Annotated in this window: 24 protein-coding genes and 1 riboswitch; of the genes, 13 read left to right on the top strand and 11 right to left on the bottom strand. The window is 75.7% G+C overall.

Going from position 1 to position 25,564, the window contains the following annotated elements; genetic code table 11:
• Positions 1-137: 137 nt before the first annotated feature.
• Complete coding sequence (locus OU787_RS07775) at positions 138-767, top strand: sulfite oxidase-like oxidoreductase (protein ID WP_030461012.1); 630 nt, start codon at positions 138-140, stop codon at positions 765-767.
• A 10-nt stretch (positions 768-777) separates the two neighbouring features.
• Here the strand turns inward: OU787_RS07775 and pknB are convergent, their stop codons facing one another.
• From pknB to thiO, 5 genes are all read right to left on the bottom strand, one after another.
• Positions 778-2,514, bottom strand: coding sequence for a Stk1 family PASTA domain-containing Ser/Thr kinase (pknB, locus tag OU787_RS07770; RefSeq protein WP_268661829.1), 1,737 nt, complete (start codon positions 2,512-2,514; stop codon positions 778-780).
• A gap of 15 nt (positions 2,515-2,529) precedes the next feature.
• Positions 2,530-2,847 carry a hypothetical protein gene (locus tag OU787_RS07765; RefSeq protein WP_268658920.1) on the bottom strand — a complete coding sequence of 106 codons (318 nt, stop codon included), beginning with the start codon at positions 2,845-2,847 and terminating at the stop codon, positions 2,530-2,532.
• Positions 2,848-2,962: 115 nt separating this feature from the next.
• Complete coding sequence (locus OU787_RS07760; protein ID WP_030461015.1) at positions 2,963-3,754, bottom strand: thiazole synthase; 792 nt, start codon at positions 3,752-3,754, stop codon at positions 2,963-2,965.
• A 3-nt stretch (positions 3,755-3,757) separates the two neighbouring features.
• On the bottom strand, positions 3,758-3,967 hold the full coding sequence (gene thiS, locus OU787_RS07755) for a sulfur carrier protein ThiS (protein WP_030461016.1): 210 nt from the start codon (positions 3,965-3,967) through the stop codon (positions 3,758-3,760).
• Complete coding sequence (gene thiO / locus OU787_RS07750) at positions 3,964-5,118, bottom strand: glycine oxidase ThiO (protein WP_268658919.1); 1,155 nt, start codon at positions 5,116-5,118, stop codon at positions 3,964-3,966. Before thiO ends, thiS begins: the two co-directional genes overlap by 4 nt.
• A riboswitch (TPP riboswitch) is annotated at positions 5,114-5,226 on the bottom strand. It overlaps the preceding gene by 5 nt.
• A gap of 78 nt (positions 5,227-5,304) precedes the next feature.
• On the opposite strand from thiO, the gene OU787_RS07745 reads away from it, so the two are divergent.
• The 4 genes from OU787_RS07745 (at position 5,305) to OU787_RS07730 (ending at position 8,414) form a co-directional block, all read left to right on the top strand.
• Complete coding sequence (locus tag OU787_RS07745) at positions 5,305-6,504, top strand: NAD(P)/FAD-dependent oxidoreductase (RefSeq protein ID WP_268658918.1); 1,200 nt, start codon at positions 5,305-5,307, stop codon at positions 6,502-6,504.
• A 16-nt stretch (positions 6,505-6,520) separates the two neighbouring features.
• Positions 6,521-6,886, top strand: coding sequence for an Rv2175c family DNA-binding protein (locus tag OU787_RS07740; RefSeq protein WP_030461019.1), 366 nt, complete (start codon positions 6,521-6,523; stop codon positions 6,884-6,886).
• Positions 6,883-7,530, top strand: coding sequence for a thiamine phosphate synthase (gene thiE, locus OU787_RS07735; RefSeq protein ID WP_030461020.1), 648 nt, complete (start codon positions 6,883-6,885; stop codon positions 7,528-7,530). The genes OU787_RS07740 and thiE overlap by 4 nt, the downstream gene beginning before the upstream one ends.
• A gap of 218 nt (positions 7,531-7,748) precedes the next feature.
• Positions 7,749-8,414 carry a VanZ family protein gene (locus OU787_RS07730; protein ID WP_268658917.1) on the top strand — a complete coding sequence of 222 codons (666 nt, stop codon included), beginning with the start codon at positions 7,749-7,751 and terminating at the stop codon, positions 8,412-8,414.
• Between the two features lie 7 nt (positions 8,415-8,421).
• On the opposite strand, the gene OU787_RS07725 is transcribed toward OU787_RS07730, so the two are convergent.
• Positions 8,422-9,528 (bottom strand): polyprenyl synthetase family protein, encoded by a 1,107-nt coding sequence (locus OU787_RS07725; RefSeq protein WP_268658916.1) that lies wholly within the window; start codon positions 9,526-9,528, stop codon positions 8,422-8,424.
• Between the two features lie 182 nt (positions 9,529-9,710).
• Here OU787_RS07725 and metF point away from each other — a divergent pair, with 182 nt between their 5' ends.
• Both metF and OU787_RS07715 read left to right on the top strand, forming a co-directional pair.
• Entirely contained in the window at positions 9,711-10,625 is a 915-nt protein-coding gene (gene metF / locus OU787_RS07720) for a methylenetetrahydrofolate reductase [NAD(P)H] (protein WP_030461023.1), read from the top strand.
• A gap of 105 nt (positions 10,626-10,730) precedes the next feature.
• Complete coding sequence (locus tag OU787_RS07715) at positions 10,731-11,549, top strand: hypothetical protein (protein ID WP_268658915.1); 819 nt, start codon at positions 10,731-10,733, stop codon at positions 11,547-11,549.
• Positions 11,550-11,556: 7 nt separating this feature from the next.
• On the opposite strand, the gene OU787_RS07710 is transcribed toward OU787_RS07715, so the two are convergent.
• Positions 11,557-12,945 carry a phytoene desaturase family protein gene (locus tag OU787_RS07710; protein WP_268658914.1) on the bottom strand — a complete coding sequence of 463 codons (1,389 nt, stop codon included), beginning with the start codon at positions 12,943-12,945 and terminating at the stop codon, positions 11,557-11,559.
• Between the two features lie 45 nt (positions 12,946-12,990).
• Entirely contained in the window at positions 12,991-13,590 is a 600-nt protein-coding gene (locus tag OU787_RS07705) for a DUF4126 domain-containing protein (RefSeq protein ID WP_030461026.1), read from the bottom strand.
• 503 nt (positions 13,591-14,093) lie between these two features.
• Between OU787_RS07705 and OU787_RS07700 the strand changes: the two genes are divergently transcribed.
• The 3 genes from OU787_RS07700 to OU787_RS07690 all read left to right on the top strand — a co-directional run bounded on the left by OU787_RS07700 (position 14,094) and on the right by OU787_RS07690 (position 16,123).
• The gene (locus OU787_RS07700) at positions 14,094-14,639 is read left to right on the top strand and encodes an SAV_6107 family HEPN domain-containing protein (RefSeq protein WP_244256735.1); all 546 of its coding nucleotides are present in this window, start codon (positions 14,094-14,096) and stop codon (positions 14,637-14,639) included.
• Between the two features lie 124 nt (positions 14,640-14,763).
• On the top strand, positions 14,764-15,516 hold the full coding sequence (locus OU787_RS07695) for a methyltransferase domain-containing protein (RefSeq protein ID WP_030461028.1): 753 nt from the start codon (positions 14,764-14,766) through the stop codon (positions 15,514-15,516).
• 229 nt (positions 15,517-15,745) lie between these two features.
• Positions 15,746-16,123 (top strand): DUF3040 domain-containing protein, encoded by a 378-nt coding sequence (locus tag OU787_RS07690; RefSeq protein ID WP_030461029.1) that lies wholly within the window; start codon positions 15,746-15,748, stop codon positions 16,121-16,123.
• A gap of 169 nt (positions 16,124-16,292) precedes the next feature.
• Here OU787_RS07690 and OU787_RS07685 read toward each other — a convergent pair whose 3' ends face one another.
• The 3 genes from OU787_RS07685 to OU787_RS07675 are packed head-to-tail and all read right to left on the bottom strand — an operon-like array spanning position 16,293 to position 21,059.
• A complete protein-coding gene (locus OU787_RS07685; RefSeq protein WP_268658913.1) occupies positions 16,293-18,713 on the bottom strand; it encodes a transglutaminase family protein in 2,421 nt (806 codons plus the stop codon).
• Positions 18,710-20,038, bottom strand: coding sequence for a DUF58 domain-containing protein (locus OU787_RS07680; protein WP_268658912.1), 1,329 nt, complete (start codon positions 20,036-20,038; stop codon positions 18,710-18,712). The genes OU787_RS07685 and OU787_RS07680 overlap by 4 nt, the downstream gene beginning before the upstream one ends.
• A gap of 1 nt (position 20,039) precedes the next feature.
• On the bottom strand, positions 20,040-21,059 hold the full coding sequence (locus OU787_RS07675; RefSeq protein WP_030461032.1) for an AAA family ATPase: 1,020 nt from the start codon (positions 21,057-21,059) through the stop codon (positions 20,040-20,042).
• 657 nt (positions 21,060-21,716) lie between these two features.
• Between OU787_RS07675 and rsmH the strand changes: the two genes are divergently transcribed.
• The 3 genes from rsmH (at position 21,717) to OU787_RS07660 (ending at position 25,563) form a co-directional block, all read left to right on the top strand.
• Positions 21,717-22,685: a 16S rRNA (cytosine(1402)-N(4))-methyltransferase RsmH gene (gene rsmH / locus OU787_RS07670; protein ID WP_030461033.1), complete on the top strand. Its 969-nt coding sequence runs from the start codon at positions 21,717-21,719 to the stop codon at positions 22,683-22,685.
• A 126-nt stretch (positions 22,686-22,811) separates the two neighbouring features.
• The gene (locus OU787_RS07665; RefSeq protein WP_327059362.1) at positions 22,812-23,279 is read left to right on the top strand and encodes a cell division protein FtsL; all 468 of its coding nucleotides are present in this window, start codon (positions 22,812-22,814) and stop codon (positions 23,277-23,279) included.
• A 430-nt stretch (positions 23,280-23,709) separates the two neighbouring features.
• On the top strand, positions 23,710-25,563 hold the full coding sequence (locus OU787_RS07660) for a peptidoglycan D,D-transpeptidase FtsI family protein (RefSeq protein ID WP_327059361.1): 1,854 nt from the start codon (positions 23,710-23,712) through the stop codon (positions 25,561-25,563).
• Position 25,564 lies beyond the last annotated feature (1 nt).

Genomic DNA, 25,564 nt, shown 5'->3' with positions numbered 1-25,564 from the left:
GGCCGTTCGGCGGTATCTGGCCCGAACGCGCGCGCGGATTCGGGGTGCGGTGCCCCCCTCCGGCGGTCGGATTTCCGCCGGGGGTGCGCGGCGGGGGCGCGCGCGATTCGCCGTCCGCCGTCTGTCACCATGGAGGCATGGGTCAGCACCGATCGGAACCGCAGCCGCCGACTGACCCGAGGCTCCCCCCGGGGCAGCGCCCGCAGCGCGGCTGGCCGGTCCTGCACTACGGGCCGGTGCCCCGGTTCAAGCCGGAGAGCTGGGACTTCCAGGTGTTCGGGGCCACCGCCGACGCGGAGAAGGCCAGTTGGGACTTCACCGCCTTCCACGCGCTGCCCAAGACCACCGTCCGCGGCGACTTCCACTGCGTCACCAAGTTCTCGATGCTCGGCAACGAGTGGACCGGCGTCGCCGCGCGGACCGTGCTCGACCTCGTCCCGCCCGACCCGGCCGTCACCCACGTGATGGTCTGGGCCGAGTACGGCTACAGCGCCAACCTGCGGCTCGCCGACTTCGCCGACCCGGCCACCGTCTTCGCCACCCACCACGACGGCCGCCCGCTCACCCTCGAACACGGCTTCCCGGTCCGCCTGGTGGTGCCCCACCTGTACGCCTGGAAGGGCCCCAAGTGGGTGCGCGCCGTCGAGTACATGCGGGCCGACCGGCGCGGCTTCTGGGAGGAGCGCGGCTACCACAACCTGGCCGACCCCTGGCGCGAGCAGCGCTACTCCTACCAGGAGCAGCCCGGGGACGGCCCGCTGCGCTGAGGCCGACCGGCTAGAACAGGCTGACGGTGATCGTCACGGTGCTGCCCTGCCGGGCCGGGGTGCCCGCCTGCGGGGACTGGCCGGTGACCTTGCCGATCGGGATCAGCCCGGCGACCTGCGGCACGAACCCGGCGTCCTGGATCGCCTTGCTCGCGTCCTCCTTGCTCATCCCGCCGACGTCCGGCACCGGGTGCATGCCCTGCGAGACGGTCAGCGCCACCGGCGAGTTCGGCGACAGGGCGGCGCCCGCCGCCGGCTCGGTGGAGATCACCGAGCCCTTCGGCACGGTGTCGCTGAACTCCTCGGTGGTCCCGCCCGCCACCAGCCGGGCCCCGCCCAGCGCCTTGGTGGCGTCCGCCAGCGGACGGCCCGCCAGGTCCGGGACCTGGACCCGCTCCGGGCCGCGCGAGAGCACCACCTTCACCGGGTCGCTCTTGCGGACCCGGACGCCCACCCCCGGGTCGGTGGAGATCACCCGGCCGGCCTGCACCGACTCGCTGAACTGCTCGCTGAACGCCCCGTGCAGGCCCTGCCCGTCCAGCGTCGCCGACGCCTGCTCCCGGCTCTGCCCCAGCACGCTCGGCACCGTCGCGTACACCGCGCTGGACAGCGCGTACGTCACCCCGCCGACCAGCAGCAGCACCACCGCCAGCACCGCCGACCAGATCAGCGGGCGGCGGCCGAAGCCCGAGCGCAGGGCCCGGCCGGGCAGGCCGCGCGGCGGGTCGTCGTTCACCACCGGGCGCACCGGCGGCAGCAGTTCCGGCGGGACCTCCAGCACGCTGGTGCGCTCCAGTGCCGGGACCTTCTCGATCACGGCGGTGGCCTCGCCCGGGCCGTAGCGCGGGGTGGGCCGGGTCGAGGCGGGCGGCTCGGCGTCCAGCTGCGCGGCGGGCAGCGAGCGGCGGGCCCGCTGCACCGAGGCCAGCAGCTCCACCGCGTCCCACGGGCGGGCCTGCGGGTCGCGGGCGGTCGCGGCGGCCACTATCGCGTCCAGCTCCGGGCCCACCGCGGGGGCGGTCCGGGACGGCGGCGGGACGTCCTCGTGCAGGTGCCGGTACATCACCTGGGCGGCGTTCTCCCCGGTGTGCGGCTTGCCGCCGGTCAGCATCTCGTACAGCAGGATGCCCGTCGCGTAGACGTCCACCCGCTGGTCGGTGGGCTCCTGGCGGATCTGCTCCGGCGCCAGGTAGGAGACGGTGCCCAGCAGCTGCCCGGTCCCGGTGGTCGAGGCGGCCGTCGAGTCGGCGCCCGCCAGCACCCGGACCAGGCCGAAGTCGGCGACCTTCACCATGCCGGTGTCGGTGATCAGCACGTTCTCCGGCTTGACGTCCCGGTGCACCAGCCCGGCCCGGTGCGCCGCGCCGAGCGCCGCCAGCACCGGCTCCAGCACGTCCAGCGCGGCCCGCACCGACAGCGCGCCGCGGTCGCGCAGCACGTCGCGCAGGTTGCGGCCGGGGACGTACTCCATCGCCATGAACACCGCCTGCGGGTCGGCGCCCTGGTCCAGCACGTTCACCACGTTCGGGTGCGCGAGTCGGGCCACCGCCTTCGCCTCCCGGATGAAGCGGGCCGTGAACTCGCCGTCCCCCGCCAGGGAGGGGTGCATCACCTTCAGCGCCACGGTGCGGTCCAGCCGGGTGTCGGTGCCCCGGTAGACGGTCGACATGCCGCCCACCGCGATCCGCTGCTCGACCCGGTAGCGGCCGTCGAGCAGCACGCCGTGCAGGGGGTCGTCGAGGGTCATGTCCACCTGAGGAGTCTAGGGGTTCGGTATCGGGACGGGCCCGTCGGCGGGGCGGCGCAGCGCGAACAGCACCAGCAGCAGGGCGGCCAGCAGCAGGTGCGCGACCAGGGCGCCGATCCCGGCCCGCAGCAGCCGCACCGAGGGCGGCGAGCCCGGCCGCGCGGTGCCCGCACCGATCCCGGCGCCGATCAGCACCGGGACCATCAGCACCAGGACCAGCCCCGCCGCCCGGGTGCCCAGGGCCTGGGACAGCGCCCAGCCGTCGAGCAGCGCCACCGGGCCGCAGGCCAGCACCGCGCCCAGCACGTCCGCCTCGCGGCTGTCCGCCCCCACCATGAGATCCCCCCCGGTTCCCGTACGGTGCTGCCATGCTGGCAGCCCGCCCGCGGTCCGGGCACGGCCGCCGGGCGAACCGTTCCCGAACCGGGACACGCGGCGGCCGGGGGCGTCAGAACGCGGGGCGCTCGCGGGTGTCGGCCAGGCCCGCGGTGGGGGAGGACGCCTCGGCGTAGTAGCGGCGCGGGATCCGGCCCGCGCGGTGGGCCAGCCGGCCCGCCTCGACGGCCTTGCGCATCGCCTCCGCCATCAGCACCGGCTCCTGGGCGCGGGTCACCGCGGAGGCCAGCATGACGGCGGAGCAGCCGAGTTCCATCGCCAGCGCGACGTCGCTGGCGGTGCCCGCGCCCGCGTCCAGCACCACCGGGACGTTCGCCGCCTCGACGATCAGCTGGAAGTTGTGCGGGTTGCGGATGCCCAGGCCGGAGCCGATCGGCGAGCCCAGCGGCATGATCGCCGCGCAGCCCACGTCCTCCAGCTTGCGGGCCAGCACCGGGTCGTCGTTGGTGTACGGCAGCACGGTGAAGCCGTCGTCGACCAGCGTCTCGGCGGCGTCCAGCAGTTCGATCGGGTCGGGCAGCAGGGTCCGCTCGTCGGCGATCACCTCCAGCTTCACCCAGTCGGTGCCGAGCGCCTCGCGGGCCAGCCGGGCGGTCAGCACCGCCTCGCCCGCGGTGTAGCAGCCCGCGGTGTTGGGCAGCACCCGGATGCCGTTGCGGGCCAGCACCTCCAGGACCGAGCCCTGGGTGGCGGTGTCGACCCGGCGCATCGCCACCGTGGTCAGCTCGGTGCCGGAGACCCGCAGCGCCTGCTCCAGCACCTCCAGGCTGGGGGCGCCGCCGGTGCCCATGATCAGGCGGGAGTCGAAGGTGGTCCCGCCGATGACGAGTGCGTCGTCCGCCATGGTTCAGCCTCCCTGGACGGCGGTGAGGATCTCGACCCGGTCGCCCTCGCCGAGGGTCGTGGCGGGCCACGAACTGCGGGGCACCACGGCCTCGTTGACGGCGGCGGCGACGCCGGTGTTGGCGGCCGACACCTCGGCGACCACCACGTCCAGCGTGGTGGTGGCGGGCAGGGTGCGCGGCTCGCCGTTGACGGTCAGGGCGACGGTGTTCATGCGGGGACCTTCGGGGCGAAGCGGTCAGGGGTGAAGTCGGCTGCCAGGGCGGGCAGTTCGCCGGTGGCCAGGTAGTCGGCGAGCAGGTCGGCGGTGACCGGGGTGAGCAGCACGCCGTTGCGGTAGTGCCCGGTGGCGGCGGCCAGGCCGGCCAGCGCGGTCGGGCCCAGCACCGGAGCGTTGTCGGGGGAGCCCGGACGCAGGCCCGCGCAGGTCTCCACCAGCGGCAACTCGGTGATGCCGGGCACCAGTTCGTGCGCGTCGCGGAGCAGCTCGTAGACGCCGCCCGCGGTGACGGTGGTGTCGTGGCCCAGCTCCTCGGTGGTCGCGCCGACCACCAGCTCGCCGTCGGCCCGCGGCACCAGGTACAGGTGCTGCCCGCGCACCACCGCCCGCACGTTCCGGGACAGGAACGGCCCGTACGCGGTGGGCATCCGCAGCCGCAGCACCTGCCCCTTGACCGGGCGGATCGCCGGCAGCACCCCGTCCGGCAGGCCCGGCAGCAGGTGGCTGCGCGAACCGGCGGCCAGCACCGTGCGCCCCGCCGCCAGCCGCTCGCCGGTCGACAGCCGCACGCCGGCGGCCCGGCCGTCCGCCACCAGCAGCTCGGCGGCCTCCGCCCGGTGGAAGGCCACGCCCGCCAGCGCGCAGGCGGCGACCAGCGCGGCGGCCAGCCGGCGCCCGTCCACCTGGTGGTCGTCGGCGACGTGCAGCCCGCCGCGCACGCCCGGCGCCAGCATCGGCTCCAGCCGGCGGCACTCGCGGCCGGTCAGCCACTCCGAGGCCAGGCCCAACCGGCCGTGGAAGGCGTGCAGTTCGCGCAGCTCCGCGCGGTCGTCGGAGTCCAGCGCCACCGCCAGCGTGCCGGTGGCCCGGTAGCCGGTGTCCAGCCCGGTCAGTTCGGTCAGTTCGGCGGCGAACGCGGCGTACCGCTCGTTCGACGCCATCCCCAGCCGCAGCAACGGCTCCTCGCCGTACTGCAGTTCGGTGACGGGGGCGAGCATGCCCGCGGCGACCTGCGCCGCACCGCCACCCGGGTGCGGGTCGACCACCGCGACGGACAGGCCGCGCTGCGCGGTGCGCCAGGCCACGCCGAGACCGATGATGCCGCCGCCGACCACCAGCACGTCAGGCGCGTCGGAAGGTGCCACAGCCGCTGATTCTCCCTTCGCCGGCATGACCCGGATCAGGTTCGGACGGTCGCGGGCCGCCACAGCCCGCCTCTCAGCCCGGTGCACCGGGCTCCCGTGTAAGTACCCCCCACCTTAACGCCGCCCCCGCCGCCGCCCGAAGGCGCGTACGCAGGGTGGACGGCGCCGGTGAGTAGGGTGGACGCCGTGGTGGCTGAGCTGAAGGCAACGGACCGGGTCGTCGTGGTCGGCGCGGGCATGGCGGGCGCCCAGACCGCCCTCAACCTGCGGCAGGGCGGCTGGAACGGCCCGCTCGCCCTGGTCGGCGCGGAACTCCACCTCCCCTACGACCGGCCCCCGCTCTCCAAGGACGTGCTGCTCGGCAAGACCGACGCCACCGCCTTCGAGATCGACTGGCACGGCCTCGGCGTCGACCTGCTCACCGGCCGCCGCGCCACCGGCCTGGCCGACGGCGTCCTGCACACCGACCGCGGCGAACTCCCGTACGACGCCCTGGTGATCGCCACCGGCGCCGCACCCCGCACCCTCCCCGGCCTGCCCGGCGCCCGGACCCTGCGCACCGTCGACGACGCCCACGCGCTGCGCGCCGCCCTCACCCCCGGCCGCCGGATCGTGCTGGTCGGCGCCGGCTGGATCGGCGCCGAGACCGCCACCGTGGCCCGCCACCTCGGCTGCGAGGTCACCGTCGTCGAAGCCGCCGCCACCCCGCTGGCCGGCGCCCTGCCCGCCGAACTCGGCGCCCTGATGGCCGACTGGTACGCCGCCGCCGGCGTCGACCTGCGCTGCGGCGCCGGCGTCGCCGGAGCCGCCGACGGCGGGGTGCTGCTCGCCGACGGCACCCACCTGCCCGCCGACGAGGTCCTGGTCGGCATCGGCGCCGCCCCCGCCACCGACTGGCTGCGCGGCGGCCCGCTCGTCCCCGACCCCGACGGCACGATCCCGGTCGACGACCGGCTGCGCACCGCCCTGCCCGGCGTCCTCGCGGTCGGCGACTGCGCCTCCTACCCCTCCGCCCGCTCCGGCACCCGGCTCGCCGTCCAGCACTGGGACCACGCCCTGCACTCCGGCGCCGCCGCCGCGGCCTCGCTGCTCGGCACCCTGGACGCCCCCTACGACCCCGTCCCCTACTTCTGGTCCGAGCAGTTCGGCCGCATGGTCCAGTACGCCGGCCGGCACGCCGGGGCCGACCACCTGCTGTGGCGCGGCTCCCCGTCCGACCCCGACTGGACGGTGCTCTGGCTGCGCGAGGGCGCACTCGTCGCGCTGCTCGCCGTCGACCGGCCGCGCGACCTGGCCCAGGGCCGCCGCCTGATCGAACGCGGCGGCGCACTCGACCCGGCCCGGGCCGCCGACCCGGCCGTCCAGTTGAAGGCGGCGGCCCGGTAGCGCCTAGGCTGGGGGAGTGAGCGAGATTGATCCCAAGATTGACGCCCTGGTCCCCGCGTGGCTGTACCTGCCCGACATCTCGGAGCGGTGGGGCGTGGTGATCACCGAGGTCCGCGCCATGGTGAAGAACCGCACCCTGCTGGCCGTCCGCCGCGGCCCCAACAACTCCCTGCAGGTCCCCGCCGACTTCATCGAGGACGACGGCCTGGTCAAGCACCTGGCCGGCACCCTCACCGTGCTGCGCGACTGCGGCTTCTCCGACCAGGAGATCCTCGAGTGGATGTTCACCGAGGACGACTCCCTGCCCGGCAGCCCGATCCAGGCCCTGCGCGAGAACCGCGGCACCGAGGTCAAGCGCCGCGCCCAGGCCATGGCCCTGTGACCGCCGCACCCACCGCCCGGCAGCGCCTGGCCGACGCCCGGCTCTACCTCTGCACCGACGCCCGCCGCGAACAGGGCGACCTGCCCGAGTTCCTGGACGCGGTGCTCAGCGGCGGCGTCGACATCGTCCAGCTCCGCGACAAGGGCCTGGAGGCCAAGCAGGAGCTGGAGCACCTGGAGGTCTTCGCCGACGCCGCCCGGCGCCACGGCAAGCTGCTCGCCGTCAACGACCGCGCCGACGTCGCGTACGGGGCCCGCCCCGACGTGCTGCACCTCGGCCAGGACGACCTGCCGGTCGCCGTCGCCCGCCGCATCCTCGGCGAGGACGTGCTGATCGGCCGCTCCTGCCACAGCGAGACCGAGGTCGACACCGCGCTCACCGAACCCGGCGTCGACTACTTCTGCACCGGCCCGGTCTGGCCCACCCCCACCAAGCCCGGCCGCCACGCGCCCGGCCTCGACCTGGTCCGCCACGCCGCCGCCCGCCGCCCCGACCGCCCCTGGTTCGCCATCGGCGGCATCGACGCCGGCAACCTCGACCAGGTCCTGGCCGCCGGCGCCACCCGCATCGTCGTCGTCCGCGCCCTCACCGCCGCCGAAGACCCCCGCGCCGCCGCAACCGCCCTGGCGGCCCGCCTCCGCTAGGGCCTTCCGGCCCGACCGCTCCCCGCCCCTGTCAACTCCCGCGCCCCGAGCCCCGTCAGGGGCGCGGGGAACTGCGCGGGGCGGAAGGGCAGTCGGGGGAAGATCCGGTCCAAGAGGAAAGCCCCGTCCCCGGTCGGGAACCGCGGAGCGGAGGGCAGCCGGGGAAGATCCGGTCCCGGGCGGGAACCGGGCGGGGCCGGGCGGTACTCCGTGCAGGCATGGATCAGACCCTGTCCGCCGCCCGTCGCGCCCGCCGGGTGGCGCTCCTCGTGCCGGCGCTGCTCGGCGCCGCCGCCGTCGCGTTCCTCGCCCAGCGGCCGCTCGGTGACCACGCCGGGTGGAACGGCTGGGTGGGGACGGTCAACGGGATCGTGTTCCTGGCGGCGGCCGCGCTGCCGGTGGCGGTGCTGGCGGTGTGGGCGCTGGCCCGTCGCCGCCGGGCGGCCGGGGTGGCGGCGGGGTGGGCGCGGCGTTCGGCGCTGGCCGAGGTCGGCATGGTCTACGGGACGGTGCCGTGGGTGTGGATGATCCTGCTGCCGGGCGTCGACCCGGGCGGTCCGCGCCGCCGGGTGAACCTGGTGCCGCTGCACGACATCGCGGAGATCGTCGGCGCCGGGCCGCCGGCGACCGCGGTGGCGCAGATCGTCGGCAACATGCTGGTGTTCGCGGCGTTCGGGTTCCTGGCGCCGCTGCGGTTCGCGGCGCTGGCCTCGGTGCGGCGGGTGCTGGCGCTGGGGGCGGCGGGTTCGGTGCTGGTGGAGACGGCCCAGTACGTGCTGCGGCTGGACCGGGTCTCCTCGGTGGACGACGTGCTGCTGAACGCGGTCGGGGCGGCGCTGGCGGCGCTGGCCTCGCGCCGCTGGTGGCGGCGCCGGGCTTCCTGACGGCCCGTCAGTACTTGCGGACGGTGGCGGCGTCGGCCAGCGCCCGGAGCACTTCGCGGGTCGGGCCGTCGGCGATCGGGGCGGCGTCGAGGGCGGTCAGGGCCTCGGCGAGCAGGGCGTCGATCCGGGCCTCGACGAGTTCGGGGGCGCCGCTGCGGGTGATCAGGTCGCGCAGGGCGGCGATCTCGCCGGCGTCCAGGCCGGGGGCGCCGAGCCGGGCGTCCAGGCGGGCGGCGTCGGCCGGGCACAGGCTGCGCATGGCGTGGGCGACGAGCAGGGTGCGCTTGCCCTCGCGCAGGTCGTCGCCGGCGGGCTTGCCGGTGACGGCGGGGTCGCCGAAGACGCCGAGCAGGTCGTCGCGGAGCTGGAACGCCTCGCCGAGCGGCAGGCCGAAGCAGCCGAGGGCGTCGACCAGGTCGGGTCCGGCGCCGGCCAGCAGCGCGCCGACCTGGAGCGGGCGTTCGATGGTGTACTTCGCGGACTTGTAGTGCAGGACGGTGCGGGCCCGGTCGATCGCGCCGGCGTCGGTGGAGTCGCCCGCGACCGGCTCCAGCACGTCCAGGTACTGGCCGAGCATGACCTCGGTGCGCATCAGGTCGAAGGCGGGCTTGGCGGCCGAGACGGCGGCGACCGGCAGCCCGGAGCGCTGGAACAGTTCGTCGCACCAGATCAGCAGCAGGTCGCCGAGCAGGACCGCCGCGCTCGCCCCGTACTGTTCGCGGTCGCCGCGCCAGCCGCCGGCCCGGTGCAGGTTCTCGAAACGGCGGTGGACGGCGGGCAGGCCGCGGCGGGTGTCGCTGCGGTCCATCAGGTCGTCGTGGACCAGGGCGCTGGCCTGCAGCAGTTCCAGTGCGGCGGCGGCCCGTTCGATGCCGGGTTCGTCATCGGCGCCGCCGGCCGCCCGCCAGCCCCAGTAGCAGAACGCGGGGCGCAGCCGCTTGCCGCCGTCGAGCAGGAAGTCGCGCAGGGCGTCGGCGACCGGGCCGAGGTCGTCGGAGATGCCGGAGAGCAGGGCGGCCCGCTCGGCCATGAACGCGCCGAGGGTGGTGTTCACGCGCTCGCGCACGTCCTCCGCGTCGACGGGGTTGCGGGGAAGGCGGATGGAGGGGGGCACCTGGAACTCCGGATCGAGGGGGCTGACAGTCAGATTAACGTGCGCGGTCGGGTGCCCCGTTCCACCGAGGCCGGGCCCGGCGCGCGCGGGGCGGCCCGGCCCGCGGCCGGAAATCTCACATGGTGTCTCAATTGCTGGACGTCGTTTGTCCGGGCCGCGCCGCCGACGGCTAACCTGCCTGCATGGCACTCGGCATTCCCTCCACCAGAAGCGACCGCGCACAGACCGTGCGCGACCTGCTGGCGGCAGGCGACCGCTCCTTCTCCTTCGAGTTCATGCCGCCGCGCAACGACGAGGGCGAGCGCAAGCTCTGGGACGCGATCCGCCGGGTCGAGTGCCTGGAACCGAACTTCGTCTGCATGACGTACGGCGCCGGCGGCTCCTCGCGCGGCCGCACCGTCGACCTGGTCGGCCGGATCGCCACCGAGACCACCCTGACCCCGGTCGCCCACCTCACCGCCGTCGACCACTCGGTGGCCGAACTGCGCAACATCATCGGCCAGTACGCCGACCAGAACGTGCGCAACGTGCTCGCGGTCCGCGGCGACCCGCCCGGCGACCCGATGGGCGAGTGGGTGCGCCACCCCGAGGGCGTCAGCTACGCCGCCGAACTGGTCGGACTGATCAAGGACATCGGCGACTTCTGCGTGGGCGTCGCGGCGTTCCCACAGATGCACCCGCGTTCGGAGAACTGGGACGAGGACATCCGGCACTTCGTCGCCAAGTGCCGGGCCGGCGCGGACTACGCGATCACCCAGATGTTCTTCGAGGTCGAGGACTACCTGCGGCTGCGCGACCGGGTCGCCGCGGCCGGCTGCGACACCCCGATCATCCCGGAGATCATGCCGGTCACCAACATCCGCCAGCTGGTGCGCTTCCCGCAGCTGTCCGGCTCCGACTTCCCGCCCGACTTCCGGCGCAAGCTGGAGTCCGTCGCCGACGACCCGGTCGCGGTCCGCGCGGCGGGCCTGGAGCACGCCACCGCGATGGCCGAGCGCCTCCTCGCGGAGGGCGCCCCCGGTCTGCACTTCATCACCCTCAACCACTCCACCTCGACGCTGGAGATCTACCAGAACCTGGGCCTGCACACCCGCTGAGCACGGGCCGCGCGGACGGCCCGGTCCGGGATGCGGTGCTGTTCGCCCGGAGGCTGTACAGTCGCCCGCAACCGCGCGGTGATGGTGGCGTCTGGAGGTTGCGGGATGAGCTTCGGGTACCTGCTCCTCTACGGCGCGCTGGCCCTGGTCGCGCTCTGGCTGACCGCCGAACTCCTGCTCCAGCACCGGGCCCCGCTGCACTGGCGGGCGCTCGCGCTGCTCGGCTTCCTCGGCGTGGTCGCCGGGATGCGCACCTCCTCGCTGCCGGTGATAGCGGCGGGCGCCGCCGCGTTCGGACTCGGCCAGGTGCTGGTGACCGGCTCGGTCAAGCGCGGCCGCCCGGTCGGCTGGTCGCTGCGCCGCCCCGACGGCGCCCTGCCCGGCCCGCTGGCGAAGGTCCCGCTGCTGGCCGCCGCCACCGGCGCGACGGCCGCCGCCGCGGCCGAGCCGGAACCGGTCGCCCCGGTCGGCGAGGTCGGCCCGATCGAGGACGAGTCCGCCGACCCGTTCGACGACCGCTCGGCCGGCTACGAGGAGTTCCAGCAGCTCGACGCGGGCGTCTACGCCGACGACCCGAACGCCTACCAGGTCCCGCAGCAGCCGCAGTACGCCCAGCAGGCGCCGCAGGAGTACGGCTACCAGCAGCAGGACCACGGCTACGCCCAGCAGGAGCAGTGGGCCGACCAGCAGCAGTACCAGCAGCAGTACCAACCGCAGTTCCAGCAGCCGCAGTTCCAGCAACAGCCGGAGCAGCAGCCGCAGTTGCAGCTGATCGGCTACGACCAGTACGGGCAGCCGGTCTACCAGGACCCGTACACCCAGCAGCAGTACCAGCAGCCCTGGATCCCGCAGCAGCCGCAGCCCCAGCAGCAGTCGCAGCAGCAGTCGCCGGACCAGAACTGGTACTACCAGCAGCAGTACTGACGCCCCGTCAGGCCGGGCCGATCAGCCCGGCGGTGATCGAGGCGGACATCCCGACCCGGGCCAGCCCGCCGCCCGGGTGGGCGTGCGCGCCGATCAGGTACAGGCCCGCCGGGCCCGGCCGGTTGGCCTGGGCGAGGTGGCCGCCGGCCAGCGAGGGCACCGGCACCGAGGCGGTCAGCCGGGTCTCCCGCCAGCGCACCCGGGGGCGCAGGTCCAGGCCCGCGGCGGCCAGGTGGTCGAGCAACCGCCCGGCGTAGGCGTCCCGTTCGGCGTCGGAGAGGGTGAGTCCGGCGGGCACCGTGACGGTCAGCACGGCCGCCTCCGCGTCCGGGCCGGGCACCAGCGCCGGGTCGTCCGGGCGCAGCACCTGCACGGTCGGCCGGTCCGGCAGCGCCCGTCCGGCGAACACCGCGCGGGCCTCGGCCGCCGGGTCCGCGGCGTGCACCACGGTGCGGTGCGCGGTGCCGGCCGGGCGGGCGCCGTCCAGCGCGAGCAGCACCGTGAACCGGCCCGGCGCGGGCGCGGCGGGCTCGGCCACCCCCAGGCCGGGGACGGCGGAGAGCACCGCGTCCGCGGCCAGCACCCCCTGGTCGGTGCGGACGCCGACCACCCGGTCGCCGTCCTGCTCCAGGGCCCGCACCGGGGTGTCGAACCGGAACTCCACCCCGCGCTTCCCGCACCGCTCGAACACCGCGTCGGCCAGCGCCCGCAGCCCGCCGTCCACGTACCAGACGCCGAACGACTGCTCCATGTACGGCAGCACCGTCGCCGAGGCGGGCGCGGACCGCGGGTCCAGGCCGTACCGCAGCGCGTACTCGCCCAGCAGCGCGGCCGGGCCCGGGCCGCCGCCCAGCTCCCGGGCCGCGTCGGCCAGGGTGTGCCGCCCGCGCGGCAGCAGCCGGGACAGCCCGCGCCGCGGCGGCACCGGGTACGGGTCCGCCGGGTCGGCGGCCGGGCGCGGCTCCTCCAGCAGCGGGCGCCGGGTGGCCTCCCACACCGTCCGCCCCCGGTTGAGCAGTTCGCCCCAGCGGGCGCCCGTCCCCGCGCCGAACGCCGCGTCCAGTGCCTGGCCCACCCCGCCCCGGGAGGCGTTCGGCAGCAGCAGTTCCGTCCCGTCCGGGAACAGGTGCCGGCTCTCCGGGTCGACCGGCCGCAGCCCGACCAGCTGCTCCAACGGCTCCCGCCCGGTCTTCAGCGCCAGGTCCCGGTAGACGGCGGGCAGCGCGAGCAGCCCCGGCCCGGTGTTGAACCCGAACCCGTCCCGCCGGTACGCCCCGACCTGCCCCCCGTGCGTCCCGGCGGCCTCCAGCACCGTCACCCGGTGCCCGAGCGTGCCCAACCGCGAAGCGGCGGCCAGTCCGCCCATGCCTGCACCGACGACGATGATCCGAGCCATGGCAGCAGATCCTATGCGCCCCCGGGCCGGGCCCCGGTCCCGGCCTCAGGCCGCCGCGGCGGCGCGGGCCAGCCGGCGCTCCCGGCGGCGGAGCCAGAAGCGGCGGATCCGGGAGACCGCGAACCAGACCACCAGCACGCCGAGGGCGAGCAGCACCGCGGCGGTGGACGCGGCCAGCCAGGGGTGGAAGATCGCCAGGGTGACCAGGCCCGCGACCGAGAGGTCCTCGGCGAGGCTGAGCAGGATGTTGGAGGCGGGCTCGGGCGAGGTGTTGGCGGCCATCCGCAGGCCCGCCTTGACGCCGTGGCTGACCAGGGCGGTGGTGCCGCCGAGGGCCCCGGCCGCGACCTCGCCGAGCGAGCCCGGGTCGTGGGCGGCCAGCAGGGCGCCCACCGTCGCGCCCGCGACCGGCCGGACGAAGGTGTGGACGACGTCCCAGACGCTGTCCACGTAAGGGATCTTGTCCAGCACCGCCTCGCACAGGAACAGCACCCCGGCGGCGACGAGCACGTCGGTGCGCTCCAGCACCGGCGGCACCGAGTCGGCCCCGCCGAAGCGGCCGAACAGGCCCAGCAGCAGCACCACGGCGTAGGCGTTGATCCCGCTCGCCCAGCCGCTGGTGAAGATCAGCGGAACGGCTCCCACCGCGGCCCCCTCCCCGTACCCGCCCGGACCTCGGACGGGACGCGGCCACCGTACCCGGCCCGGCCGACGGCCCGGGAGGGGAGGCCGACCGGGCGGACTGAGTATCCGTACTCAGATCGCCGGTTGAGTACCCGCACGGATACCCACCGCTCCCGCCCGGCGGCAGAGTAGTGCGCACCGGGAAGGCCGCCGCCGGGCGGAGCCACCCGGGAGCGCTCTGGGCAGGCCGCCGGTCCGGGGGAACGACGGCCCGCACCACAGGCCCGGAGCGCGACCAGCGGCCGGAGCGGGAGGGCCGGGCACCGCCGACACGGGGCGGCGGAGCCCGGCCCTCCCTCCCCCGGGGGGGGATCCTGGGGATCCGGCCGGACGGGGACGACGGGACGGGGTCGGGGGACCCCGCGGAGTCGGGGGACTCCGAGTTGTCAGACCCCCCGTTCACGATGGATGCATGCGCGGACCGACCGGTCCGGGCAAAGGTCCGGAGTGAACGGGGGAGACCCATGACCATCAGCCGTCCTGAGCCTGTCGCCCGCCCTGCCGTCGATCAATCCGCCGCCGACCGACCCGCCGCCGGGCGGCCCGACCCCGGGCGGCCCGCCGTCGAGCAGCCCACCCTGCCGGCCGGCCGCGGCGGGGACGCGCACCCGGTGCTGCGCCGCAGCTCGGCCTCGCCCGCCGCGCTCGAACTGCTCCGGCACGCGCACCGCACCCTGGTGCACGCCCGGGGCCGACAGGACCCGCTGGAGCGCTACGCCACCGCACACCTCGCCGCGCTGCGCGCCACCGCCGCCGTGCTCGCCGTCCGCGGCCGCCCGGTGCGCCACCCGCGCCGCCGCCAGGCGATCCGCCCGGCCTGGGAGCTGCTGCCCGAGGTCGCCCCCGAACTCGCCGAGTGGGCCGCCTACTTCGCGGCCGGCGCCCGCCGCCGGGCCGCCGCCGAGGCGGGCATCGCCGGCGCCGCCGGGCCGCGGGACGCGGACGACCTGATCCGCAACACCGCCCTGTACCTGCGCATCGTGGAGCGGATCCTGGCCCTGCACCCCTGACCGCAGCGCCCGGCGGCCGCGGCGGCTGCGCCGCGCCGGAGCCGTCCGGCCCCGGCGGATAAGCTGGGAGCCGTTCCCGGCGTGGAAGACCGCCGTGGAAGAACCTGCCAAGAGGGGTGCCGCCTTGTATCCGACTCGTCCCCGCAGTGCGCTGCGTACCGCCGTGGTGTGGGAGGTGCTGCGGGAGGCGCTGGAGCGGCGCTCCGCCGAGCTCGGACGGCCGGTCCTGGAGGTCGTCGACACCGGCGGCGGCACCGGCAACTTCGCGGTGCCGGTGGCCCGGCTGGGCCACCGGGTGACGGTGGTCGACCCGAGCCCCGACGCGCTGTTCGCGCTGGAGCGCCGGGCCGCCGAGGCGGGCGTCACCGAGCTGGTCCGGGCCGTCCAGGGCGACACTCAGACGCTGCCCGACCTCGTCCCGGCCGGATCGGTCGACGCGGTGCTCTGCCACGGCGTCCTGGAGGTCGTCGACGACCCCGCCGAGGCGCTCGGCAACCTGGTCGGCACCCTCGGCGGGGGCGGCCTGGTCAGCCTGCTCGCCGCCAACCGCAACGGCGCCGTGCTGGCCCGTGCGGTGGCCGGCCAGTTCACCGAGGCCCGCACCGCGCTGGACGCCGCCGACGGCCGCTGGGGCGCCGGCGACCCGATGCCCCGCCGCTTCACCGGCGAGCAGCTGGACGCCCTGGCCGCCGGCGCCGGGCTGCGGGTCACCTCCGTGCACGGCATCCGGGTCTTCGCCGACCTCGTCCCCGGCGTGCTGGTCGACACCGAGCCCGGCGCGCTCGACGCCCTGCTCAAGCTCGAGCTCGCGGCCGCCGAACAGCCCGCTTTCCACGCCGTCGCCACCCAGCTGCACCTGCTCGCCGAGGCGATCTGACCCCCGGCGGGGGGCACCAAGCGGGCCCCCCGCTCGTTGCACGGGTGGGACCACCGCCGAGGTGGCCCGAGCCACGCCTGATTGACCACGCCGAACCAGGGCCGTGGACCGTATGATCTGGGTAAAGCCGGTAAGCATGACGGCCAGACCGGTGGGGCATATGGACCACACAGGCCCGAGCCAGGGGTGGCGGACCGGTCGCCCCGCGACCGACGAGTAGGAGGACTCCGTGCCGCTCTCGGAGCACGAGCAGCGACTGCTCGAGCAGATGGAGCGAGCGCTGTACGCCGAAGATCCCAAGTTCGCGTCAGCGCTCGAGGGAACCGGCCTGCACACCTACACCCGTCGGCGGGTCTACCTGGCCGTGGCGGGGTTCGTGGCGGGCGTCGCGCTGCTCATGGGCGGCCTGGTCACGCAGGTCATCTGGGTCAGTGTGGTCGGGTTCCTGGTGATGCTTGGTTGTGCGGTCCTCGCGGTCACCGCGTGGCGGCGCGGCCCGGCCGGGCCCGGCCCACGGCAGGCGGCAGCGCCACGCCGGCGGACCGGCGTCATGGACCGTATGGAACAGCGCTGGCAGCGGCGCCGCGACGAGCAGAGCGGGCTGTAGCAGCACCCACCGAGACGTGATCCGCCCGGCGAGGGGAAACCCTCCGCCGGGCGGATCTTTCGTGTGCGCCCAGGGCGCTCGGGGAGCCCAGGGAGCCCGGGGCACCCAAGGCGCCCGGGGCCCCGGCCGGGCCCCGCGTTCCCCGGTGGTCACCCGGCGGGGCGGGGTCTCACTCCTGCTCCTTCTTCCGCCGCCGGAACGGCCCGGCCAGCGCGGCCCGCACCGCGGCCGCCCGCTCGGCGGTGCGCTCCCGGCGGGCGGCGGCCCGGTCCTGGGCGCGCCACCAGAGGCGGACCGCGGAGGCGGGCAGCAGCAGGGCGCGCAGCCGGCGGGTGCGGGTGGCGCGGACCAGCAGCGCCTGCCGGGCGGTGCGGACGTCCCCGCCGAGGTGCGCGGGCGCCTCGGACTCGCGGGCGTACATGACCCGCTCGGTGGCCAGCGCGACCCGGCCCGCGGCGGCCGCGGCGTCGGCGTCGAGTCCGGCGTCCTCGGCGAGCCGTCGGGCGGCGTTGCGGGGGGTGCGGGCCTCGTCCGGCGGGATGCCCAGGTCCCAGGCGGAGTCGACGAGTTCGGCCCAGGCGGCGAGCACCTGCTCGTCGGTGAGCCGCGGCCCGTCCGCGCCGGACAGGTGGCGGCCGGCGCCGAGGCGGCGGCGGCGCAGCCTGGTGCGCCAGAGCAGCGGGAAGGCCAGCGCGGCCAGCAGCAGCAGGACGGCGAGCACGGTGACCAGGCCCGGCCAGGACAGCCACCACGAGGTGCTGTCGCCCTGGTGGGCGGCCTGGGCCTGCTCGTCGGCGCAGTCGCCGATCCGGTGCTGCTGCGGGGGGCAGCTGCTGGAGGAGGACGGCTGGGCGGAGGGCTGGTCGCTCGGCGCGGCGCTGCTCGGGGCGGTGCTGGGCGCGCTGGTGGGCGTGGTCTGCTGGACGGAGTAGAGCGGGGTGCTGCCCCGGTTCGGGGTCGGCTCGAAGCGCATCCAGCCGTAGCCGTCGAAGTACAGCTCGGGCCAGGCGTGGTAGTTGGAGCTGCGCACCACCCGGTCGGTGCCGTTGCCGGTGCCCGGGGTGAAGCCGATGGCGACCCGGGCCGGGATGCCCAGCGAGCGGGACATCGCGGCCATGGTGGCGGCGAAGTGGACGCAGAAGCCCTCCTTGTCCTGGAGGAACTTGGCGATGGCGTCCGGCCCGGTGCGGGCCTCGATCTTGGTGTTGTAGGTGAAGCCGCCGCTGGTGAAGTACTGCTGGAGGGCGACCGCCTGGTCGTACGGGGTGCTCTTGCCCTTGGTGACGTCCTTGGCGGTCTCGGCGACCACGGGCGGCAGGTTGGACGGCAGGCCCAGGTAGCGCTTGGTGATGTCCTCGGGGGCCGGGCCGGCCGCGCGCAGCTGGGCGGGGGTGGCGTTGACCGCGACCGAGCCGACCGAGTACGTCAGGCCCTTGCTCTTCTGGCCGTTGGCGCCGCTGACGGTGCGTCCGGCCGGGTCGAAGCGCCAGTTCCCGGTGTTCGGCACCTCCAGCCAGGACATCGGGTACGGCATCGGCAGCCAGGCGGTGCTGAGCTGCTCGGTGACGGTGACCTTGGTGCGGACCGTGGTGGTGGGGAGGTTCGGCGCGAGGCCCTCGGGGGCGGGCACGGTGGCGGGCAGCGGCTGGGCGTTCTGCTCGCCGGGCAGCCACTCCTGGCCGTTGAACTCGCTGAGCGCGGCGATCCGCAGGTAGAGCTGGTCGGCGTCGGGCGAGTCGGTGGAGAAGCTCAGCAGCGGGGTGTCGTCGCTGGAGCGCAGGTTGGCGGTGAGCGCGACGACCAGGTTGAGCGAGCGCTCGTCGCCCTTGCCGTTCCCGTTGCCGCCGCCCTCGCCGCTGTGGCCGCCGACGCTGCCGAACAGGCCGGGGCCGACCGCGGGGGCGAACACCGGCAGCAGCAGGGCGGCGGCCAGCGCGATCACGCCGATCCGGCGGCCGCCGTTGGAGAGCGTCACGGCCGAGCGGCCGGTGCCGTGGAAGACCCGGCCCCAGCGGGTGAGCCGGTCCTGGCCCTCGGTGTACAGCAGGGCCAGGAAGCCCGCCGCGCCGAACAGGAACCACAGCCACATGCCGCCGGGGGAGTCGACCAGGCCGCCGGCCACCGAGTACAGGGCGAGCAGCGGCAGGCCCGCGGCGGCGGCCCGGCGGTAGGTGACCGCCAGCGCGTCGACCAGCACGGCGACCAGGGCGATCGCGCCGACCACGATCAGCCGCAGGCCGTCGGTGGCCGGGGCGGGGATCGCGTACTCCTGGATGTCGGTGCCGCCGCTGCTCAGCAGGGTGGAGACGGCGTCCAGGGCGCCCGGGCCGGGCAGCACGCCGAAGCTCATCGCGGACTGCACGGTGGTGAGCATCAGCACGTACAGCACCACGAGCAGCTGCAGCGGCGTCACCAGGGCCCGGGGCAGCGGCAGGGCGCGCAGCCCGGCGCCGGCGCCGGCCGTGACGGCGATCATCAGCAGGCCGTGCGGGGCCAGCGCGAAGGAGTCCCGGAACAGCGGGGACAGGCACAGCGCCGCCAGGGCGGTCGCCAGGGCCGCGCAGAGCGTCAACTTGGCCCGGGTGGTCACGCGCCGACCTCGTCTCGGTAGGGAACGGTGGTGTTCTGGGTGCGGTCCGCGGCCCGCCACAGGGCGGGCAGCGAGTCGCCGGCCCGCACCGGCAGCACCGTCCAGCCGGACTCGCGCAGCCGGGCGACCCGGGCGGCGGCCTCCTCGTCGGGGGTGTCCGGCAGCAGGAGCCGCAGCCCGGACCAGGTGCCGGTGTCCAGCAGCAGGGCGACGGCGCCGCCGGTGCGGCGGCGCAGCCGGGCCAGCCGCTCGGCCTGCTCCTCGTCGAGGTCGCCGACCACCGCCACCAGCAGGCCCTCGCCGCCGAGCCGGAGCACCTCCTCGGCCCGGGCCAGGGTGCCGCCGTCGGAGTGCTCGACCACGGCCAGCGCGTCCAGCAGCATCCCGACCGCCTCGGCCGCCCCGGCCCCGGTGCCGCCGGTGCCGGGGTCGGGCACCGAGAAGCCGGTGTCGGTGAGCAGCCGGGTGCGGTAGCCGCGCTGCACCAGGTCGACGGCGACCGAGGCGGCGCAGGACACCGCCCACTCGAACGAGGACGCCGGGCCGGAGCCGCGGTGCGCGGTCTCCCGGGTGTCCAGCAGCACGGTGGCGCGGGCCTGCAGCGGCTGCTCCTCCCGGCGGACCATCAGCTCGCCGTACCGGGCGGTGGACTTCCAGTGCACCCGGCGCAGGTCGTCGCCGTGCCGGTACTCGCGCGGGATGACGTCGTCGTCGCCGGCCAGCGCCAGGGTGTGGGTGTTGGACTCGCCCTGCCCGCCGGACTCGCCGGGCAGCCGGACCGGCGGCAGGTCCTGGACCTGCGGGACGACGGTCAGCACGTCGGCGGCGCTGAACGCGCGGGTCAGCTCGCACATCCCGAACGGGTCGGACAGCCGCAGCTGCAGCGGGCCCAGCGGGTAGCGGCCGCGCAGGTCGGAGCGGACCCGGTAGGACACCTCGCGGAAGCCGCGCGGCTCGACCCGGTCCAGCACGAAGCGCGGGCGCGGGCCCAGCACGTACGGGACCTTGTCCTCCAGCAGCAGCAGGCCGGTGGGCACCCGGGAGACGTTGTCCAGCCGCAGGTGCACCCGGGCCTCCTGGCCGGCCGCGGCCCGCTGCGGGCTGAGCCGGCGGCCGGAGGCGACCCGGTAGCGGGTGCGCACCAGCAGCGCGGCGGCGGCCAGCGGCAGCGCCGCCAGCAGCACCCCGACCTGGAGCAGGGCGGGCTGGCCGAACAGGAACGCGCAGAGCGCGGCGGTCACACCGGCCGCCAGGAAGGAGCGCCCCCGGGTGGTCAGTCCGCGCAGCGCGGCGCGCACCCCGGAGGCGCGGGCGGGGCGCGCCACCTCAGCGGCCCTGCGGACGCGGGATGGGCAGTCGGGCCACCAGGTCGAGCACCACCTGCTCGACCGTGCGGCGGCTCAGCTGGGTCTCCGAGGTGGGCAGCAGGCGGTGGGCCAGCACCGGGACGGCGAGCGCCTGGAGGTCGTCCGGCAGCACGTAGTCGCGGCCGTCCAGGGCGGCGTGCGCGCGGGCCGCCCGGACCAGGTGCAGGGTGGCCCGGGGGGAGGCGCCGAGCCGCAGTTCGGAGGTGGTGCGGGTGGCGGCGACCAGGTCGACGGCGTAGCGGCGGACCGGGTCGGCCACGTAGACGGTCTTCACCAGGTCGATCAGCTTGAGCAGGTCGGCGGCGTGCGCGACCGGCTGCAGGTCGTCCAGCGGGTTGGCCGCCGAGTGCAGGTCGAGCATGGCGAACTCGGCGTCGGCGCTGGGGTACCCGATCGAGACCCGGGCCATGAAGCGGTCGCGCTGGGCCTCGGGCAGGGCGTAGGTGCCCTCCATCTCGACCGGGTTCTGGGTGGCGATCACCATGAACGGCGAGGGCAGTTCGTGGGTGGTGCCGTCGATGGTGACCTGGCGCTCCTCCATCGACTCCAGCAGCGCGGACTGGGTCTTCGGCGAGGCCCGGTTGATCTCGTCGCCGACCACGATCTGCGCGAAGATCGCGCCGGGCCGGAACTCGAAGTCCCGCTGGTGCTGGTCGAACACGTTGGTGCCGGTGACGTCGGACGGCAGCAGGTCCGGGGTGAACTGGATCCGGCGCACCGTGCAGTCCACCGAGCGGGCCAGGGCCTTGGCCAGCATGGTCTTGCCGACGCCGGGCACGTCCTCCAGCAGCAGGTGGCCCTCGGCGAGCAGCACGGTCAGCGCGATCCGGACCGCCTCCGGCTTGCCCTCGATCACGCTCTCCACGGACTTCCGGACCCGGCCGACCACCGCCGCCAGCTCGGCCAGACCGGCCGGTTCCCGCCGGTCGTAGCGCCCCGGTTCCGGCTGGTCGGTGCCCTGTCCGTTGATGGTCGTCACCCGTACGCTCCCATGTTGCCCAGTCACCGGGCGGCTGGTTCGAGCCCGGCCCACCCCGAATACTTGGCGCATTCTTCCCTGTCCCCCGGTCAGAAGTCACCCGGCCGGGCGACACGCGAAGGCTGTCCCGGTTTGGGACGAGGGACGGGCCCCCGCGGTTTCGCGCGGCCCGGCGGATCCCGCGGACCGGGACGGGCGCCCCGCCCGCCCGAGGGCGGCGCCGCCGGTCCGGCCGGGGCCGTTCGGGCGCCTTCGCCCCGGTTCGCCCGGCGCGGGGGCCGGGCCCCGCGCCCCACCCCCGTCCGGGCCCGCACACCGGCCCCACCTGCGCAAACCGATACCGCCGGCCGGGTGGTGCGCCGGAGCGGAACGTTGACTGCCGGGGCGCGGACGATAGGCTGCAGGCGCAGTGGAGCACGGCGGACGGCGCCCGGCAACCGGGCGGGCGGCCCGCTCTCCGCGCCGGGCCGGCCGGCCCGTACGCAATCCGCGGCCTCCTCCCGCTCCGTGCCCACCTGGCGCACCTTCCCCGGTGCCGGGCGGTCGCTCCTTCCCCCGAGCGAGCGGGCGGGGACCACGGGCGGTGTGCGGGCCGGCCGGCCCGGTGCGCGAGAATGGCCCGGCCACACCGCACCTGAGGAAGGGCCCCGCCCCCGTATGAGTACCGACAGCCCCGCCCCCCGGCACGTCCCGGTGATGCTGGAGCGCTGCCTGGACGCCCTCGCCCCGGCGATCTCGGCACCCGGCTCCGTCGTGGTGGACGCCACCCTGGGCCTGGGCGGCCACAGCGAGGCCCTGCTGACCCGCTTCCCGGACGTCCGCCTGATCGCCGTCGACCGCGACCCGCAGGCCCTGGAGCTCTCCGCGAAGCGGCTCGCCCCGTTCGGCGACCGGGCCACCCTGGTGCACGCCGTGTACGACGAGATCCCGCGCGTCCTGGACGAGTTGGACGTCCCCGAGGTGCACGGCGTGCTGTTCGACCTCGGCGTCTCCTCGATGCAGCTGGACGAGGCCGACCGCGGCTTCGCCTACGCCCAGGACGCCCCGCTGGACATGCGGATGGACCAGACCCGCGGCATCTCCGCCGCCGAGGTCCTCAACACCTACAGCCACGGCGACCTGGCCCGGATCCTCAAGGTGTACGGCGAGGAGCGGTTCGCCGGGAAGATCGCCTCCGCGGTGCTGCGCGAGCGCGAGCGGGAACCGTTCAGCACCAGTGCTCGTCTTGTGGAGTTGGTCCGCAACGCCATCCCGGCCGCCACCCGGCGCACCGGCGGCAACCCGGCCAAGCGGACCTTCCAGGCGCTGCGGATCGAGGTCAACGGCGAACTGGAGGTGCTGGACCGGGCCATCCCCGGCGCGCTGGACGCCCTCGCGGTGGGCGGCCGGATCGTGGTGATGTCCTACCAGTCGCTGGAGGACCGCCTGGTCAAGCAGTACCTCCAGGCGGGTGCCACCTCCACCGCCCCGCCGGGCCTGCCGGTGATCCCCGAGGAGCTCCAGCCCTGGCTGAAACTCCTCACCCGCGGAGCCGAACTGGCCACCGAGGAGGAGATCGAGGAGAACCGGCGCGCCGCGCCCGTGCGGCTGCGCGTGGCGGAGAGGATCAGACGGACCCGGAGGTAGCCAGCCGCCGGGAGCAGCGGAGCGAAGGGGAGTGGAGCGGTGCCGGTGGCCGGCGAGCGGACCCGGGGGAGCGTCCCCGGGCAGGGGGGCAGGGCACGGATCACCGTCCGGCCCGGGGCGCGCTCGATGCGGGGGCGCACCCCCTTCGCGGTGCTGGTGGTCACCCTGCTGTCGGCCGGGCTGCTCGGGCTGCTGATGCTCAACACCGCCCTGAACGAAGGATCGTTCACCCTCTCCCGGCTCAAGAAGCAGACCACCGGGGCCACCGACCAGCAGCAGACCCTGCAGCAGCAGATCGCCGAGCAGTCCGCGCCCGACGCGCTGGAGCGGCGCGCCCGCGAACTCGGCATGGTGGCCGGCGGCGACCCGGCCTTCCTCAACCCCGACGGCACCGTCACCGGCACCGCCAAGCCCGCCGAGGACAAGCCGCCGGTGCCGCGCCCCAGCACTGCCGCGCCCTCCGACCCGGCCGCCGCCGCCTCGCCCGGGGCGAGCGCGAGCCCCGGCGACCCCGGCATCGACCTCGCGCCCGCCCCGCCCGCCTCCGCCACCCCGCCCGCGTCCGCCCCGCCGTCCGCCGGGGCGCAGCGGTGAGCCGCCCGCCCGGGGACGCGCCCCGGCCGCGCCGCACCGCCTCCGGCTCGGGTTCGGGCTCCGGCGCGGGCGCGGGCGCGGGCCGTTCCGGCGGCCGGCCTGGGGCCGACAAGCCGGCCAAGCCCGGTGCGGGGCGCGCCGGTTCGGGTTCCGCCGCGGGGCGCTCCGCCGCGGGCCGTTCCGGTGCGGGGGCGCCGGAACGGGCCGTTCCGCCGAGCAGCCGCCGCGCCGCCGGGTCGCCGAGCCGCGCCGCACCGCCGACGGCGCCCCCGCCCGTCCGGCCCGGCCGCGCGCCGCCGCCGGGCACCGCGAGGTCGCCCCGCCGCGCCGCCCGAGCGCCCGCCCGGCCCGCCGTCCGGCGCCCCGCCGCCCGGCCCCGTCCGCGCCCCGCAGCATCAAGCTGGCCGATCCGCGGCGCCGACTGCGGCTGGTGACGGTCTGTCTGCTGCTGGTGTTCGCCGTCTTCGCGGGCCGGCTGGTGCAGTTGCAGCTGCTGGACTCCGACGCGCTGGCGGCCGCCGCGGGCGCCAACAAGTACGTGCGGGTGTCGCTGCCCGCCGAGCGCGGCTCGATCACCGCCGCGGACGGCACCGTGCTGGCCACCTCGGTCGACGCGTACGACATCACCGCCGACCCGACCATGTTCACCCCGGAGTCCTCCCACCTGCCGGACGCCCCGGAGCAGGCCGCGGCGCTGCTCGCGCCGATCCTCGGGCAGCCGAAGGAGAAGCTGGCCGAGAAGCTGCACCCGAACAGCAAGAACCCGAAGAGCCAGTACGCGCTGCTGATGGCCCGGCAGACCCCGGCGGCGAAGAACCAGATCGCCGACCTGAAGGCCGCGCTCACCAAGCAGACCGACACCGCGGCCTGCCGCGCCCAGGTCCAGCTGCTCAAGAAGCCCGCCGACAAGGGCGGCCGGCAGTTCCTGGACGCGGCCTGCGTCAACCCGCTGGCCGGGATGTTCTGGGAGCAGTCGACCCGGCGCAGCTACCCGGCGGGCGGTCTGGGCGCGAACCTGGTCGGCTTCGTCAACGCCGAGGGCACCGGCACCGGCGGCCTGGAACTGCAGTACCAGCAGCTGCTGGCCGGGCAGGACGGCCACTCCACGTACGCCGCGTCGGGCGGCCGCCGGGTCGCCACCGCGGGCGGCGCCCGGCAGGACCCGGTGCCCGGCACCGACCTGCGGCTGACCGTGAACCCGGACATCCAGTGGGCCGCCCAGCGGGCCATCACCGACCAGGTGGCCAACGCCGGGGCGGAGAAGGGCTACGTGATCGTCCAGGACGTGAAGACCGGCCAGGTGCTGGCGATGGCCACCTCGCCCGGCTTCGACCCGAACGACCTGTCCTCGGCCCGCGCCGACCAGCTCGGCAACGCCGCGCTGCAGGACGCCTACGAGCCCGGCTCGACCGCGAAGCTGATGACCATGGCGGCGGTGCTGGACACCGGCAAGGCGAACTGGGACACCCACGTCGAGGTGCCCAACACGCTGCAGCGGGCCGACCGGGTGTTCCACGACGACGTCGACCACGAGACCTGGTACCTGACCCTGGCGGGCGTGCTCGCCAAGTCCTCCAACATCGGCACCATCGAGGCCGCCGAGCACCTGGGCGCCACCCAGGCCGAGTCCAACAAGGTGCTGGCCGACTACCTGGACCGGTTCGGCATCGGCAAGCCCAGCGGCCTGGGCTTCCCCGGCGAGACCCGCGGCATCCTGGCCAAGCCCGAGGACTGGAACGGCTCGCAGCAGTACACCATCCCGTTCGGCCAGGGCCTGTCGGTGAACGCCCTGCAGGCCACCTCGGTGTTCTCCACCATCGCCAACGGCGGCGTGCGGGTCGCCCCGAGCCTGCTGGCCGGGACCACCGGCCCGGACGGGAAGTTCGCCCCGGCGCCGGCCGGGGCGCAGAACCGGGTGGTGTCCGAGCAGACCGCCAAGACGCTGACCGAGATGCTGGAGTCCGTCGTCACCGACGAGCAGGGCACCGGCAACACCGCGAAGATCCCCGGCTACCGGGTGGCGGGCAAGACCGGCACCGCCAACCGGGTGGACCCGAAGACCGGCAAGTACTCCGGGTACACCGCCTCCTTCATCGGCTTCGCGCCCGCCGACCAGCCCCGGGTGACGGTCTCCTGCGTCATCCAGAACCCGGTCAACGGGCACTTCGGCGGGCAGCTGTGCGGGCCCGTCTTCAAGCAGGTGATGGAGTTCACCCTCAAGTCCCTCCAGGTCCCGCCGAGCGGCAGCGAGGCGCCGAACCTGCCCGTCGACTGGAAACCCTGAG

The organism is Kitasatospora sp. YST-16, assembly GCF_026802215.1.
GTDB lineage: Bacteria > Actinomycetota > Actinomycetes > Streptomycetales > Streptomycetaceae > Kitasatospora > Kitasatospora cineracea.
The sequence above is the reverse complement of the archived record's forward strand: the minus strand, read 5'-3'. Positions and strand labels throughout refer to the sequence as shown.